At 34.0% G+C, this 14437-nt stretch carries 13 protein-coding genes and 1 pseudogene; 7 read left to right on the top strand and 7 right to left on the bottom strand.

Going from position 1 to position 14437, the window contains the following annotated elements; genetic code table 11:
* Positions 1-137: 137 nt before the first annotated feature.
* A complete protein-coding gene (locus tag QNJ66_RS02980; RefSeq protein WP_300502896.1) occupies positions 138-776 on the top strand; it encodes a histidine phosphatase family protein in 639 nt (212 codons plus the stop codon).
* 5 nt (positions 777-781) lie between these two features.
* Positions 782-1756: a DUF4351 domain-containing protein gene (locus tag QNJ66_RS02975; RefSeq protein WP_300502895.1), complete on the top strand. Its 975-nt coding sequence runs from the start codon at positions 782-784 to the stop codon at positions 1754-1756.
* A 96-nt stretch (positions 1757-1852) separates the two neighbouring features.
* Here the strand turns inward: QNJ66_RS02975 and QNJ66_RS02970 are convergent, their stop codons facing one another.
* The 3 genes from QNJ66_RS02970 to QNJ66_RS02960 all read right to left on the bottom strand — a co-directional run bounded on the left by QNJ66_RS02970 (position 1853) and on the right by QNJ66_RS02960 (position 5024).
* Positions 1853-2689 carry a TIR domain-containing protein gene (locus QNJ66_RS02970; RefSeq protein WP_300502894.1) on the bottom strand — a complete coding sequence of 279 codons (837 nt, stop codon included), beginning with the start codon at positions 2687-2689 and terminating at the stop codon, positions 1853-1855.
* Between the two features lie 94 nt (positions 2690-2783).
* Positions 2784-4127 (bottom strand): caspase family protein, encoded by a 1344-nt coding sequence (locus QNJ66_RS02965; RefSeq protein ID WP_300502893.1) that lies wholly within the window; start codon positions 4125-4127, stop codon positions 2784-2786.
* A gap of 393 nt (positions 4128-4520) precedes the next feature.
* Positions 4521-5024: a tetratricopeptide repeat protein gene (locus tag QNJ66_RS02960; protein WP_300502891.1), complete on the bottom strand. Its 504-nt coding sequence runs from the start codon at positions 5022-5024 to the stop codon at positions 4521-4523.
* A gap of 81 nt (positions 5025-5105) precedes the next feature.
* Here QNJ66_RS02960 and QNJ66_RS02955 point away from each other — a divergent pair, with 81 nt between their 5' ends.
* From QNJ66_RS02955 to QNJ66_RS02945, 3 genes are read left to right on the top strand one after another with little or no spacing between them, the layout of a single operon-like run.
* Positions 5106-7811, top strand: coding sequence for a CHAT domain-containing protein (locus tag QNJ66_RS02955; RefSeq protein WP_300502889.1), 2706 nt, complete (start codon positions 5106-5108; stop codon positions 7809-7811).
* A gap of 41 nt (positions 7812-7852) precedes the next feature.
* Positions 7853-8293 carry a hypothetical protein gene (locus QNJ66_RS02950; protein ID WP_300502887.1) on the top strand — a complete coding sequence of 147 codons (441 nt, stop codon included), beginning with the start codon at positions 7853-7855 and terminating at the stop codon, positions 8291-8293.
* Positions 8274-9689, top strand: coding sequence for a hypothetical protein (locus QNJ66_RS02945; protein WP_300502885.1), 1416 nt, complete (start codon positions 8274-8276; stop codon positions 9687-9689). Before QNJ66_RS02950 ends, QNJ66_RS02945 begins: the two co-directional genes overlap by 20 nt.
* A 60-nt stretch (positions 9690-9749) precedes the next feature.
* Here QNJ66_RS02945 and rpsD read toward each other — a convergent pair whose 3' ends face one another.
* The 3 genes from rpsD to dndD all read right to left on the bottom strand — a co-directional run bounded on the left by rpsD (position 9750) and on the right by dndD (position 13200).
* The gene (gene rpsD, locus QNJ66_RS02940) at positions 9750-10358 is read right to left on the bottom strand and encodes a 30S ribosomal protein S4 (RefSeq protein WP_300502883.1); all 609 of its coding nucleotides are present in this window, start codon (positions 10356-10358) and stop codon (positions 9750-9752) included.
* A gap of 105 nt (positions 10359-10463) precedes the next feature.
* Complete coding sequence (dndE, locus tag QNJ66_RS02935) at positions 10464-10847, bottom strand: DNA sulfur modification protein DndE (RefSeq protein ID WP_300502881.1); 384 nt, start codon at positions 10845-10847, stop codon at positions 10464-10466.
* A 352-nt stretch (positions 10848-11199) separates the two neighbouring features.
* Positions 11200-13200 (bottom strand): DNA sulfur modification protein DndD, encoded by a 2001-nt coding sequence (gene dndD / locus QNJ66_RS02930; RefSeq protein WP_300502879.1) that lies wholly within the window; start codon positions 13198-13200, stop codon positions 11200-11202.
* Between the two features lie 112 nt (positions 13201-13312).
* Between dndD and QNJ66_RS02925 the strand changes: the two genes are divergently transcribed.
* Positions 13313-13654: a DUF6883 domain-containing protein gene (locus QNJ66_RS02925; protein ID WP_300502877.1), complete on the top strand. Its 342-nt coding sequence runs from the start codon at positions 13313-13315 to the stop codon at positions 13652-13654.
* A 14-nt stretch (positions 13655-13668) separates the two neighbouring features.
* Positions 13669-13920, top strand: a complete 252-nt coding sequence (locus QNJ66_RS02920; protein WP_300502875.1) for a DUF4926 domain-containing protein — start codon at positions 13669-13671, stop codon at positions 13918-13920.
* 159 nt (positions 13921-14079) lie between these two features.
* On the opposite strand, the pseudogene QNJ66_RS26150 reads toward QNJ66_RS02920, so the two are convergent.
* Positions 14080-14310: pseudogene (locus tag QNJ66_RS26150) on the bottom strand (DNA phosphorothioation system sulfurtransferase DndC); the annotation flags it as partial.
* Positions 14311-14437 lie beyond the last annotated feature (127 nt).

The raw sequence follows: 14437 nt of genomic DNA, 5'->3' as shown, positions 1-14437 counted from the left end.
TAAGGTAGATATTGCTTACTTTAGCAGTTAATGGTTATTTTAAGTAACATAGCATACATCAATTCTATCTTAGATTTGATTACTATTATTCATGGTAGTAAAAATTATTTTATCTAGGAAAATTAAGGAGGATTGTTATGAGTTTAACTTTATATTTTTTGCGTCACGGAGAAACAGAAAATAGTCTCAATGATAGTTTTTGTGGGATTCTTAATCCTGATTTGACTCCCCAAGGAAAGGAAATGGCCCAAGCGTTTGCTGATAGTTACAAATCTATTGATTGGTCTGGAATTTATGTTAGTCCCATGAAGCGGACTATTGCCACTGCAACACCTCTTTGTGAGGCAGTAGGGATGGAAATGCAGCTTAAAGATGGAATCAAAGAAATGAATTTTGGTCAATGGGAAAATCGCACCCGTGACTGGGTTAAAGAGCATTATTTAGAGGACTATATTAATTGGATGACTGAACCTGCTTGGAATCCTCCTTCTGATGGAGAAACTGCTGTACAGGTGGGAAGTCGTGCGATGTTGATTATATCAGAAATTGAGGCAAACTATCCCGATGGAAACGTTTTAGTTGTCTCTCATAAAACTACTATTAGAATTATTTTATGTCATTTATTAGGCATTGATTTAGGTTGCTATCGTGACCGTATTGATATTTTACCAGCATCGGTGAGTATGGTTCAATTTGGGTTACATGGTCCTCTGTTGAAAAAGTTAGGCGATCGCTGTTATATGAGTCAAGAATTACAAGATCGTACAGGGATTTAAAAAGAATGATTGATCACGATCACTTATTTAAGGAATTACTTTCAACCTTTTTTGTTGAATTTATCGATTTATTTTTCCCCCAAGTTATGACCTATTTTGATGGGACTTCTATCAAGTTTTTGGATAAAGAAATTTTCACGGATGTTACTGAAGGAGACAAATATGAGACTGATTTAATTGCTCAAGTTAATTTTAAAAATAAGCCTTCTTTTTTCTTAATTCATATTGAAGCACAGTCTAGTTCACAAAGTAACTTTAATCGACGAATGTTTTCTTATTTTGCTCGTCTTCATGAAAAGTTTGCTTTACCTATTTATCCTATTGTTGTCTTCTCTTATGATTATCCTCAAAAAGAAGCAGACAGTCAATACAAGGTTGAATTTCCTGATTTAGAAGTGTTAAACTTTAACTACCGTGTGGTGCAGCTTAATCAATTAAATTGGCGAGATTTTATTAATCAAGCTAATCCAGTTGCATCAGCATTAATGGCTAAAATGAAAATAGCGGCTCAAGATCGTGCTAAAGTCAAAGCGCAATGTTTAAGGTTATTAGTAACTTTAAAACTAGATCCAGCTAGAATGCAATTAATTTCTGGATTTATTGATACTTATCTAACTTTAAATCCAGTAGAAGAAAACATTTTTCAATCTGAATTAAACACTTTTCTACCCCAAGAACAGGAGGACGTTATGCAAATTGTTACCAGTTGGATGCAACAAGGTATTGAGCAAGGTATTGAACAAGGTATTGAACAGGGTATTGAACAAGGTATTGAACGGGGTATTGAACAGGGTATTGAACAGGGTATTACTAGAGAAAAGAACCTAGTAATTCGTTTAATTGAACGGAAATTAGGTGCAATTAACCCTGAAATAAAAATGCAGATTCAAGGTTTAGAAATTGAGGAAATTGAAGCTTTAGGAGAAGCTATTTTTGATTTTGCAAATGTAGAAGATTTAAGAAGTTGGTTGAACCAATAATTATCTTTATTTATAGGTGAGCAACTTTTTTTAAAAAAGAGGATGAAGATCAATATCTATAACGATTTGAAGCCAAGTTTAATCTTTTTCAGATAATTAACTCTCTTTTTCTTGTAATCGATCAATAGCAATTAAAATGTCTTGAAAGCCATTGTTATAATCATGGCGTAAATCTGCATATCGTTTAGTTTTTAATAAAGCTGGTATTTCACAATCTTCTAAAAGAACTGGAAGAACCTGAATTGTTCCTTTTTGCACTTCATCCCAATATTTAGTTTGCCATTCTCGTTCTACCCAATTAGAGTTAACTGAATGTTCTGATAAAAGTACAATAACAAAATTAGCTTCTGTAACTCCTTCAGATATTTTTTGAGGTATACTTTCTCCAACAGTTATATCCCATTGATCAAACCAAGGAGTATGTCCAGCATTTGTTAAATCAGTTGATATCCAGATCGCAACTTTTTTATCCTTGGATGAATGAGAGATAAATACCTTGGCACCATTTTTTTTATTTGAATATCTTGCTTGTATCATTCTATCAACTAAAATTGAATCTACATAATGTAATTCTGCCCAATAATCTAACTGTTCATATTCATCTACAATTAACTCAGGGTTATCAATGGGTTTAAATCCACCACATAATCTATACAACTCTTCTCTACGTTTCATCAAGTCATCTGTCGTCACTAGACGAATATGCTCAAAAGGGATCATATAATAACCTCTATTTAAGGTTAATAACATATCACCAAAGTAGACAATAGCAACGTCTTTGCCTTCTACTGTTTCAGCTTGTTCCTCAGACATAGATGACCAGTCAATATCGTCATCGAATTCTATCTCCTCACAATCATAGTAACCAATCCTTCCAATATGTGGACCAGCAATAATTTTGACTGGGCCGTAAGGTATGTCATTGAAATCCATCTGTGCTTTAATTACGATTATTGCTTAAGATAGTATAGCTAATAACATCAGAAGTTGCTTAAAATCTAACTTTAGTTTATGGACAAGATTATATCTATTTCCAAGAGCTTGATTCACAGTTAATTAAACGTTCTAAAATAGCTATTTCTTCTGGATTATTACTTTGCCTAACTTTCTGTTCCATTCTCACGTTTAATAGTTCCATCAATAGTCTAACTCTATAAGCTTGTTCTACTTGGGTTGTTCTTTCATAAGGATTGATGGTTTCTAATATTTCTAAATAAGATTTTTGGCTATTAAATCCCAATATTTTAACTAAAGAATTAATGACATATTTCTGTTGAGGATTAGCAACTTTTTCTAGTTCAATAATGGGTATATCGAGCAACTGGTTAATATCTTCTTCACTCGCTTTTTGTTGTAGCCAAACTTCGGAGGTAGATACGGGTAAATCAGTGGTTTTTTCATCTACTTTAGCAAACCCATGTGCTTCTGAATAACTAACTCTGCCATCCTTATTATAGTCAGCAGAAGCAACTTTTTGACCTGTACGACTAACTCCACTTAATCCAGCAAAAAAACTGGAACTATAATCTTTATAATCTGCTTCATTAACTTCAGGAGTACAACCCACAGATGGCAATGTTTTAATAGTAGCAAAAAATCCACATCTCGTCTGTTTTGTCAAGGGTTTATTGGGGTCACCATTTTCATAAATATAATTGGCAAATGATCCTGAAAAACATTGAGCCATCATGGTAACAATATGACTATCTTGGGGTAATTTATTGAGAGTATTTGATAATTTTGCTACGGTTACGGGGGTATTATTCCAGAGCATTAAAGCATTATTATCACTGTTTCTTTCATTGAGAATTCCATGACCTGTAAAATAGAGAAATATGGGTTTATGCGCTTCTTTATTTTGATTATTTTTATCAATCCAACTGTTAATATTATTGAGATTTGCTGAACCATCTAAATCAGGAATATTGGGAATTTTAAAGCGTTGTTGGCGTTGCGGATCAAGATAACGAATACTCGCTTCTCCATTATTTCCATTGGCAAAGAAGATGCTGGTTGATGGAGAGTTAAAACCCATATTTTTTAGGGTTCTTTGGAAATAAAGGACATTTTTTTCTAAAGCTATTTCATTAGATTCGGGACTTGCACCACCAGCAATTACTAAAAAATTAGGTTCTGATGTTTTGGGTTCACAATCTTCTTTTGATTGATCATTTACTTGGCTAAAAAAACGGGAAATAGCGGAGGTTTTAATGGGTAGTTGAGGGGGTTTTCTTCCTCCATCTTGTATTAAGTTGAGAAACCATCCTTGAAAAGATTGATTAGCAGGAGATCCTGTAGATGAGGATTTTCCTAATAATCCGGTTAAACTTATGGATAAGAGAACAATAGCAATTTTCTGATGATTTTTCATATTAACTTAGACAAACCTGAAAGATAAACTTGTTGACTCTTAGCTTAACCTAAATAACTTGAGTTCGGAGTTCGGAGTTCGGAGTTCAGAAGTAGAATGGGCAAAACTAACTCATCTAATTATGTCATTCCGAGGAACGAGGAATCTCTTCGACAATTAACAATTAATAATTAATAATGAATGATTGTCATTGCGAGGGAGGTTAATTACTATTAGATACTGATTTGTCTTTATCATGCTCCCGAAGCAATCTCTATTTTTTTAGTTGTTTTAGAGATTGCTTCGGAGACAGAATTAAGTCTTAAACAAGCTGCAAATAAAAGTTTGGCCTCCTCGCAATGACAGTTTACTCTAGTTGACACTAATGGGGTTGGGTTAACTCCTAACTTTAATTTAATAATCAATTTCTGCTTCCCCACTGTTTAATTTATAAGCTTTTTCTTCAAGCGATCGCTGATAATAAAGTTTTGCTTCTGCTGCTCTTTCCTCTTCATCATCCTTGTATTTTTTATCTTTTTTCGGCAAAGGATCGAACTTGGAAGGAATAGCACTAATTAAACTTTGTACAGTTCTAGCTAAAGCGTGATCTGGTTCAATGGTACGCACTTTCTCAAAACAAGTTAAAGCGTTATGATACTGTTTAATTTTGCAGTAAATGGTTCCTTTGTTGTACCAAAGATCAGCAGTGTTGGGATTTATTTTTATGGCTTCGTCGTAACAAAGAATAGCAGCTTTATAACGTTGTAATTTTTCTAAGGAAATACCTTGATAGATCCAAGCAGGGATAAATTTGTCGTTGAGTTCGATGGTTTTTTGGAAACAGTTGAGAGATTCTTCATATTGTCCCTGTTGTTGAAAGGTTAGACCTTTTTCAAACCAAGTTTCGTAAGATTCCATGATTATTTCTCAATTCTTCTCAAGGGGGAAAGTCTATAATTATTTTAGCGTGGTTAAAAAGAAGCGATCGGATTTTTTAAGATGTCAGAGCAAGAGCAAGAAATTAAAAGGTTAGTTGAAGTATTGCGCACCAGTAACAGTGAGTACAGACTTCTGCAAGCTGCTGAGAGTTTAGGGAAAATAGATCCTGGCAACCCTATAGCTATTGATGCTCTGGTGGAACTATTGCGCACCAGTAACAATGAGTACAGACTTCTGCAAGCTGCTGAGAGTTTAGGGAAAATAGATCCTGGCAACCCTATAGCTATTAATGCTCTGGTGGAACTACTGCGCACCAGTAATAATAAGTCCATACTTCAGCAAGCTACTGAGAGTTTAGAGAAAATAGATTCTGGCAACCCTGTAGCTATTGATGCTCTGGTGGAACTACTGCGCACCAGCAACGATAAGGACATACTTCGGCAAGCTGCTAAGAGTTTAGGGAAAACAGATCCTGGCAACCCTGTGGTTATTGATGCTCTAGTAGAACTATTGCGCACCAGTAACGATGAGTATACACTTCGGCAAGCTGCTGAAAGTTTAGGGAAAACAGATCCTGGCAACCCTGTGGTTATTGATGCTCTAGTAGAACTATTGCGCACCAGTAATAATGAGGACATACTTCGGCAAGCTGCTGAAAGTTTAGGGAAAATAGGTGCTGACAACCCTCTAGCTATAGAGGCTCTGGTGGAACTATTGCGCACCAGTAATAATGAGGACATACTTCGACAAGCTGTTGAAGGTTTAGGGGAAATAGATCCTGGGAACCCTGTGGCTATTCATGTTCAACCTCTGGTGGCACTATTGCGCACCAGTAATAATGAAACTACAGAGGTACTGGTAGAACTAATATTAAATACTACTCAAAGTTCAGATTACAGACTTTTGGCTGCTAAAACTCTAGAAAAAATTGCTAGTGGTAATATCAAACTAATTGAAAAACTCCGAAATATTCGACATAATCAAGATACTTATACTCGTTGGCTAATCAATGAAATTTTAAAGAAAATAGATACACCTGACCACAACTCAGAACAAAATAAAGAACAGGAATTATCCTTATTTTTAGACATCACCAGAGTTCAAGCTACGGTTGATTATTACTTTACCCTCAAAGACTCTCGAAAAGCTGAATTTTGTTATCATCGCATTCTTGCTTGTCTGGATAAAATGCAAACAGGAACGGATATTTTTACCCGACGCACCTTATTAGAATGCTATTTAGATACTTATCAAAGAATTATTACTTTTGCTCTCAAACAACGAGAATTTAAACGACTGTTTTTATATACAGAAATTTTCAGAAATCGTTATTTAGTAGAACGACTCGCTAAACAAGATATTCCCTTACCTAATACAGTTTCCTCTGAACTATCTCAAAAGATACAAGAAGCCAAAAGAATAGAAAAAAAGGCACTCAATATTTATACCAATAAACTGAATGAAGGTTTACCAGAACTAGAATTAAATCAATTTTCTCAACAATGGGATAACGCTAAAGCAGACTTAGAAAAGTTATATCAGCAAGTAGCTAAACATGAACCAGAGTTCATTGCTAAAACAAAAGTAACCCCATTATATTACTCAGAAGTTCAAGAACTATTGCCCTCAGATACAGCAATCATAGAATTTTTCTTCACCAAATATAAACTAATTACCCTGTTAATTCTTCCTGGGGTAGAATCTCCTCGTATTCCTGATGCGTTATCCGTTGATTTATCTTCAATCAACTTAGAAGGTATTGCTGATAATTGGATCAATAATCTCAGTTCTCAGTCAAAAGATAAACAAGAAGACATTGAAAAGACAAAAACTGATTTAGATAATATCATTGATGAACTTTCTATCTTTCTCAGATTTAATCAACTATTGAACTTCATTCCCGATAACATTAAACATCTAATTATCGTTCCCCATAATTACTTGCATTTATTTCCTATTCATGCACTTTGGATTAATAAAAAAGAAAATAAACGCCTCATAGATAAATTTTCTGTCAGCTATTTTCCCAGTTTGCAAGTATGGAAAATCCGCCAAAACCGTCAGCGATCGCAACAATCTTTATTAGCGATAGAAAACCCAACCGAAGATAAAGATTTAATTTTTGCTAAAGCAGAAATAGCCAGTATTTCTCAACATCAAAATTTTAACCAACAACAAACTTTAAACGAAAAAAATGCAACAATCGAAAACATCTTAAAAAATGCACAAAACTATCACTGTTTGCACTTTTCAGGTCATGCAGAATACAATTTCAAAAATCCTTTGCACTCCTATCTAATGTTGTCCCGTAACACCACAGACAACCTCACCCTAAATACCATCTTCTCAGACCTATATATACCCCACACAGACTTAGTTATCCTTTCCGCTTGTTGTACCAGTGTAGTGGACGCTTCCCAACCCACAGAAGAACATTTAGGACTGCCTACAGGGTTCCTTTTAGCCGGCGCAAAAGCAGTTATTGCTAGTCAATGGAAGGTCAACTCCATCGCCACAGCATTCCTCTTTGATGAATTTTACCATCAACTACAAACCACTAACAATAAAGCGATTGCCTTGAAAAATGCTCAAATATGGTTGCGTTCCCGTACTGCTGAACAGTTAAGAAACCGTGCTAAAAAATGGAATTTGAGTAAACTAGAATCAAAGGAGAAGTTTCGTCTAGATAGGGCCTTGAAACGTCTTAGAGATATTCCTTTTCAACATCCTTATTTTTGGGCAGCTTTTACCCTCACAGGAAAGTAAACAATTAACTATTAACTATTAAACCCAGATAACTTTAAATTATGTTTAATTCCCACACAACTATCAGTGATTATTATATCTGTGAAGCATTTAAAACAATCTTGACTGCATCATCAGATACCTTTAAACAAAAAATAGAGACTCCCTCTTATCAAGACATTTATAATTATTTAGATGGTTTACCAGAAACCGATAAAAATGAGCCAGCAAAAATGGCAAATCATATCACTTCTTTTTGTCAGCAACCTGATAATGAAACTCTTTATAATTGGTTAGGAGAAATTTATGATCAACTTGATAAAGATGGAATCGATAAACTTGTTAAAAAAACAGGTGATCCCTCAGAGGAAGCAGACGATACACCAGAAATGGAACGATTAATTACTCAAAAAAGTCGAGATATTTGTCAAGAATTACAAAAATTAGCAGCAGAAAAAGCCCAAAATAATTCCGAGGAGCAACATGACTCAAACTCAGACTAACACCAGTATTAAAATGATATCGCCGACATTACATCTCTATTATTATGTATTGCGTAATGGGATGAATGAACCTGTAGAAGAACTAGAAAAAAGACGACACTTTTTTAACGAGAACTTACAAAAGATTACTTCACATTTAACTAGCAAAAATGGAGAAAATGCGGCTAAATTTATAACATTATTGCCTCTTCAACAAGATCCCAAAATTACAGGTAGCGTTCTAGATTTTTCTAAGATTCCAACTGAATGCAAAAAGAACAATAATGATCGAGTTTATTTAACCACAGGAATCATTAATAGTCGCCTTGCTGCACGTCGTTTAAATGATACCTATTTATTGCGATTAACACGCTATATTTCTTCAATTGAAGGTCAACAGTCCCTAAATATATTCTCGAATCTTAGTGAACATTTAAGTAATTTAGAACTTGAATTAGGTCAAACTGTTATTCTTGCCGGAATCTTACCAGATACAACAACATTAGAACAAAATAGAACCATTGCAACCCATTCTTTAAATCAATATTATAACCAAGAAATTGATACTAATAAACTTATTACTGATGAATTTTTAGACAGTCCTTTTTATATTTATACCCAATCAGTTGAAGTTAAAAAATCTAATAAATATTCCGTAGAAGCTATCAAATTAGCTTGTGTTTTTCTCTATAAAAACGAAACAGTAGAAACAAAATCTGCGACCGCTTACCGAATTTTGCAAAACTTACTTTTAAGCTATCATAAAATAAACTTTTTCTATTCTCAAAGTCTGGTTCTTAAAACCCTACTAGAAGAACAATATAAAAAGATTGAATGTTTAACTGAAGACTATGCAAAACAGGAATGGGATAGTAAAAAACTAAAACAAATTCCTCAAGACTCCCTTAAATATTATCAACGGTTATCCTTTTTAGAAGATCAAGCTAAATTAGTAGAATTTAACTTAAAAAATTATCAAGAATGTTTACAACAAATAAAGGATAAAACGGGTTACGAATTACCAAAATTCTTTCAAAATTTTGCAGGGGAGAGTGAGTTTTATTTAGAACAAATGCAAGCTAATATTGCCTTTCTGCAACCAGCACTTCATTTATATGATAAACTAATGCTTAGTGTGCAAACTCAAGTTAGTATTGAGGAGGCACAAAGACAAGAAAATAAGAGCAAAAAAGAGGCACAACTTGCTCAAATTTTCACAGGAATAGGAACTGCGATCGCTGTAGGACAACTATTAACGGAACCCTTAATAAAAACTATTTCTCAATACCTCGAACCAACGCAACAAAACCCATCTTTAAAAAGTTTATGGTTGGGAACTATTTTCAGTATTTGTATTAGTCTTATGGTAGGTTTTATTATTAGTTGGATTGCTTATAAATGGTTAAAAAAAGATTAGTATCTGACCTATAAATTATTGGTAAAAAAGAGGACAACTATGGAAGTTGTCCCATAGCGATTAAACTTTCCGAGAATAATATTCAACTACTAGCAGTTCATTAATTTGTAATGCTATCCATTCCCGTTTGATAATATCATTAACTTTACCTGTCAGGGTATTTTTATCAAATTCTAGATGGTCGGGAAGGTTAGCTAAACCAGGATACTGCATATTAGCTTCCACTAAACGGCGTGAGTTGTCCTTATTTCTCACAGAAATAACATCTCCAGGACGACACTGATAGCTGGCAATATCAACAATACGTCCATTCACCATAACATGACCATGATTAACCAGTTGACGCGCACCTGGAATGGTTCCTGCCATACCTAAACGGAACACTGTGTTATCCAAACGCATTTCTAGCAGTTCTAATAATTTTTGTCCCGTAGAACCGGTGGCACGACGGGCTTTTTTCATGTAACGAACTAGCTGCTTTTCGGTAACACCGTAGTTATACAATAATTTCTGCTTTTCTTCGAGTCGGATGGCATATTCTGACCGTTTCCGACGGCCTTGACCGTGTTGACCTGGGGGATAAGCACGACGGGGGGTTTTTCTACTTAATCCTGGCAGTTCTCCTAGTCTTCGTACGACTCTCAGACGAGGTCCTCTATAACGAGACATATAAGCTATTTTCTCCTAATACACAATTTACTCCAAAATGGCCATCATAGCATATTTTTGGGGTAATGAGTATAATAAAAATTTTAGTTGGGATATCATCCCTCTTTACTTTCTTGTTAAATCAATTAAATTTTCAATTTTCTTTATTTTAATATCTCCTGCTAAATAACCAATTCCTCTATGTAAATGCAGTCTGAATTGTGTTATTAAAGTTTCTTTGTCGGTTCCTAAACCGTCTTTATAGCAGCGTTGTTTTAAGGCAATTAATAAGATATCTCCCATCTCTCCTCCGAACACTCTCCAGTTCATTTCTACATTACTATCGAGAATAATGGGTACAGGAGAAGGGATACTGGGTTCAGCTAAAGAACGACACAAACCCCAACGACACAAGATATTCCACTGTTCTATTTTAGTATATCTTTTGAGTTTAATTAGTTGTTCTTTTGCTGTTTGAGATAAGCGTATTTGTTTGATAGGAGATTCCATAATTATTCAACGTAGGGTGCGAAATTTTATACGTATTTTAACTCTTATAACCTATTTTTAACTTGCCCACCTGACTGAAATGGTGGGTTACGACGGGTTGTTATCTTCTTGTTATAACCTAAATTATCTCCGTCTAACCCACCCTACCTTGAAGGAGGTTAAAGAAAAGGGGGTTGCTAAGGGGCAAAATTTATGTAAAAATGAAAATGTAAGCTTCATAATGGAAACATAAGCATTTAATTTAAAAAATTCTACTAGTCCCCATTATGAAACACTGTATCATGAACCGAAAGCTTTTGCAAGGTTTAGTGCAGAAATTTTCGATTTTTTTTCAAGCTTTAAAACAAAAAAATTACCAAAAATAGCGATCGCAGTGAACAGTAGTTTGGCGATCATCTGGATTATATTCTAGCAGATATTGATGAGCGATCGCATCTTGTTGAGTCAGTTGTTGTAACTCATTTTGTCGTATTTCGGTATCAGTAGAAAGGAGAATAACTTGATGGGAAGCAGTGGGAAAATAGCGTTCAACTAAGTTATTACGGTGGGAAGAGTCGAGTCTTCCTAAAGGAGTATCAATAGCGATAGGTAAGTTACGTCCGGATACTCTTGCTAACCCCCATAAAAATGCGATGGATAAGAGTTGTTTTTCTCCTGCGGATAAACGGTGTTTGGGGACGGTTTCTCCTTGAGGATCATAAAGAGATAAACTAAAGTTATGGGTATCAATAGCAACCCTATGAACGAGATCAGACTTATGGAGTAAATAACGGAAACATTCGGTTACTTCTCCTTCTAGTTTATTTAGTTTTTTAAGGGTTAATCTTTCTTTAAATAGTTGTAGGGTATTTTGGACTTTAGCAGCAGATTTAATAATATGTTCGTTATTTTGTTTTTCTAATGCTTTATCTGTATAACTTTTCAGGTCTTTAATTGTTATTTGTACTGCCCTTTCTGCTTCTCTAATGCGTTTTTCTGCGGAGTTATATTCTGTTTGACATTTAGCAGCTTCTTTTTGTGCATTAGTGAGTGCATCACTAAGTTTTTGATAGTCTTCTGGAGAAGCAGCAACCTGTAATTTTCTTTCATTATTATCTAAATCAATTTCTATTTTTTCTAAATTTTCTAGTTGTTTTTTAGCGTTATCTAGTTGTAGAGGTAATTTATGTTCTAGTAAAGCATTCAGTTGATTTAATTCGTCTTCTGTTATCCCTAAACTGTGAGCAAGATTATTTTGAGAAGTTTGGTTAATGGTCTCGTATTCTTCTGACAAAAATGTTTGTATTTTCTGCAATTTTTCTCGAGTAAGTTCGAGAGTTTGTAAATAATCAAGTAACTTTTGATCTCGTTGTTGTAAGACAGTTTTGGCCGTGATAGCTTGTTGTTGTTTAATTTCAGCTTCACCTTGTTCCTTTGTATCGTTAAGCAAGGGAGTAATTAAAGCTAGAGGTAAACTGGTTGCTGCTAATGTTACTAACTCGTTGCGTTGCTGTTGTAATTTCTCTTTTAATTCATCAATTTTACTTTTAAGGGTACTACTTTCTGCTGATATTTTCCCTCCTTCTATTCTAAATTTTTCAGATGCTTGTTTAACTTTCTTATTAGCGCGCTCTAGTTCATTTTGTATAGATGATTGATCTTGTTTAGCATTGTCTAATTCTTGCTTATAGTGATTTAATTTATCTTCAATTTCTTCTATAGTTTTAAGTTGAGATTGAGTAGCTAACTTTTTCTGTTTACGATTAACCAAAACATCTAAATCAACGGCCAATCTTCCCACTAATTCCAATCCTAATAAAGACTGTATAGACCTAATAACAGTGGTGGGAGGAGTTTCTTGTTCAGCTAATTCCTTAACCTGTTCACCATCGAATAAAAATAAATTAGAAATACCCAAAGGTAACAAAGTTTCTATGAATTCATCCCAGGTTTCAGCTAATGCTTTATCTGGCCAGTCATAATTATCTGGTCCAGTTTCCAAAATTCCTAAAGTATCTTTACCATCTTTTGGTTGTTTATTCCAGCGTCTAACAATGCGTAATTGTTTCCATTGATCATCAATAAAATGTTCAAAAGATAATTCTATTCTTGTTTCTTCTCCTAATGGTGTTTTATTATTAATTGCTTGAATCAAAAAGTCGCTATAACCAAGATTATTCCGTGTTGAACATTGGGCGCGTTGTCCATATAATGCGAGACGTATCGCATCCATAAGAGTGGTTTTTCCCCCTCCATTCATTCCCCCAATGAGGATAATAGGACGAGTTTCATTATCTTTTTCTGTACGTAGATTAATAATATTTTTGCCAGCATAAGGACCAAAGTTTTCTAAGACCAATTCAGTAAACAACATAGTTTTACCAATAAAATTATCTCTTTTTTTTCATGATACTATTAAATATAGCACAATTACCTGAGCAAGTATCAAGAAAATTAAGAGAAAATGAATCTATAGGAACAGAATAATGAAATTGCCTAATAGAGATAGAATTAACCAAGAGCAAATAATTGAAAAATTAACTACCTATGCGCTCAATTTTCAGCATACCGACGGTAAACATAAAGCACGTCTTTTTAATGCTAAATTAGGGATAACTCTAAATAATAAAGAAAAGCTAATAAAAGCCATTTTTAATGCAGTCAACACTGAATCAGTCAGTTACACTACAACCAGTAAATATGGATATAAATATGTGATTGATTTTATAATGGAAACAGAGGTAGGAAGGTCAAAAATCAGAAGTGCGTGGATTATTACTTTTAAGGAAGACTATCCCAGATTAACTTCTATTTATCCTATTCAATAAGGAGAATAAGTAAAATGAATTCAATCAAACTACATGATACTATTGCGCTTTTAGAAGATGTTAAAACTTGTCAATTTATGACAGATTATTCCCTTATTTTACCAAAAGGACAAGTAGGAACAGTAGTAGAAATTTACAATAATGGAGAAGCTTATGAAGTGGAATTTGCTGATAACAATGGACAAACTTATGCTTTAGTTACCCTTACCTCTGAACAATTAATATTTCTTCATTATGAAAAACCTTGCTTAACTGTAGTCAATTAACTTTAATTATGTATATAGCAATTGGTAATGATATGTGAGAAACAAAAATCTATAGGACATAATAGTATTATGTCCCTACAAACACACCCTAGTAGGGATTTAACACTGTGTTTTATCCTTATTTTTGACCCATGACATCAAGATTTAGGGAATAATTAATCATAGATTTTCCTCATTTTCTGTCTTGTCAGTGGGTTGACCAAATTTAATTTGTCCCCAAGAAAGTTGTTTTTCGGGTTGTTTTTCTTCGGGGTTGAGACTCTTTTTAAGTTCTTGCTTAACTTTGTCAATATCTTCATCAGCGATCGCATTTTTTAGGTTGCGTTTTTGGTGTGCATTTTCGATAGCATCATCTTGCGATCGTGAACTGGTTTCAAAGCATTTTTCTAACCTGCATTATTCATGAAGAAAAAACAAAACCTAAAAAATAAGAAATTGGCATCAAAAATTATTTTTTATGAAATGGATTTTTTAAAAATCGTGAATTCGGCTAATTCAATCACTAAAAACTAGCGAA

The organism is Crocosphaera sp. (genome assembly GCF_030064895.1).
Lineage (GTDB): Bacteria > Cyanobacteriota > Cyanobacteriia > Cyanobacteriales > Microcystaceae > Crocosphaera.
This window is presented reverse-complemented; position numbering and strand designations above follow the sequence as displayed.

Excerpts from the sequence above, each read along its gene's own strand:
- QNJ66_RS02980 (WP_300502896.1), top strand. The coding sequence starts at position 138 with ATGAGTTTAACTTTATATTTTTTGCGTCACGGAGAAACAGAAAATAGT.
- QNJ66_RS02975 (WP_300502895.1), top strand. The coding sequence starts at position 782 with ATGATTGATCACGATCACTTATTTAAGGAATTACTTTCAACCTTTTTT.
- QNJ66_RS02970 (WP_300502894.1), bottom strand. The coding sequence starts at position 2,689 with ATGGATTTCAATGACATACCTTACGGCCCAGTCAAAATTATTGCTGGT.
- QNJ66_RS02965 (WP_300502893.1), bottom strand. The coding sequence starts at position 4,127 with ATGAAAAATCATCAGAAAATTGCTATTGTTCTCTTATCCATAAGTTTA.
- QNJ66_RS02960 (WP_300502891.1), bottom strand. The coding sequence starts at position 5,024 with ATGGAATCTTACGAAACTTGGTTTGAAAAAGGTCTAACCTTTCAACAA.
- QNJ66_RS02955 (WP_300502889.1), top strand. The coding sequence starts at position 5,106 with ATGTCAGAGCAAGAGCAAGAAATTAAAAGGTTAGTTGAAGTATTGCGC.
- QNJ66_RS02950 (WP_300502887.1), top strand. The coding sequence starts at position 7,853 with ATGTTTAATTCCCACACAACTATCAGTGATTATTATATCTGTGAAGCA.
- QNJ66_RS02945 (WP_300502885.1), top strand. The coding sequence starts at position 8,274 with ATGACTCAAACTCAGACTAACACCAGTATTAAAATGATATCGCCGACA.
- rpsD (WP_300502883.1), bottom strand. The coding sequence starts at position 10,358 with ATGTCTCGTTATAGAGGACCTCGTCTGAGAGTCGTACGAAGACTAGGA.
- dndE (WP_300502881.1), bottom strand. The coding sequence starts at position 10,847 with ATGGAATCTCCTATCAAACAAATACGCTTATCTCAAACAGCAAAAGAA.
- dndD (WP_300502879.1), bottom strand. The coding sequence starts at position 13,200 with ATGTTGTTTACTGAATTGGTCTTAGAAAACTTTGGTCCTTATGCTGGC.
- QNJ66_RS02925 (WP_300502877.1), top strand. The coding sequence starts at position 13,313 with ATGAAATTGCCTAATAGAGATAGAATTAACCAAGAGCAAATAATTGAA.
- QNJ66_RS02920 (WP_300502875.1), top strand. The coding sequence starts at position 13,669 with ATGAATTCAATCAAACTACATGATACTATTGCGCTTTTAGAAGATGTT.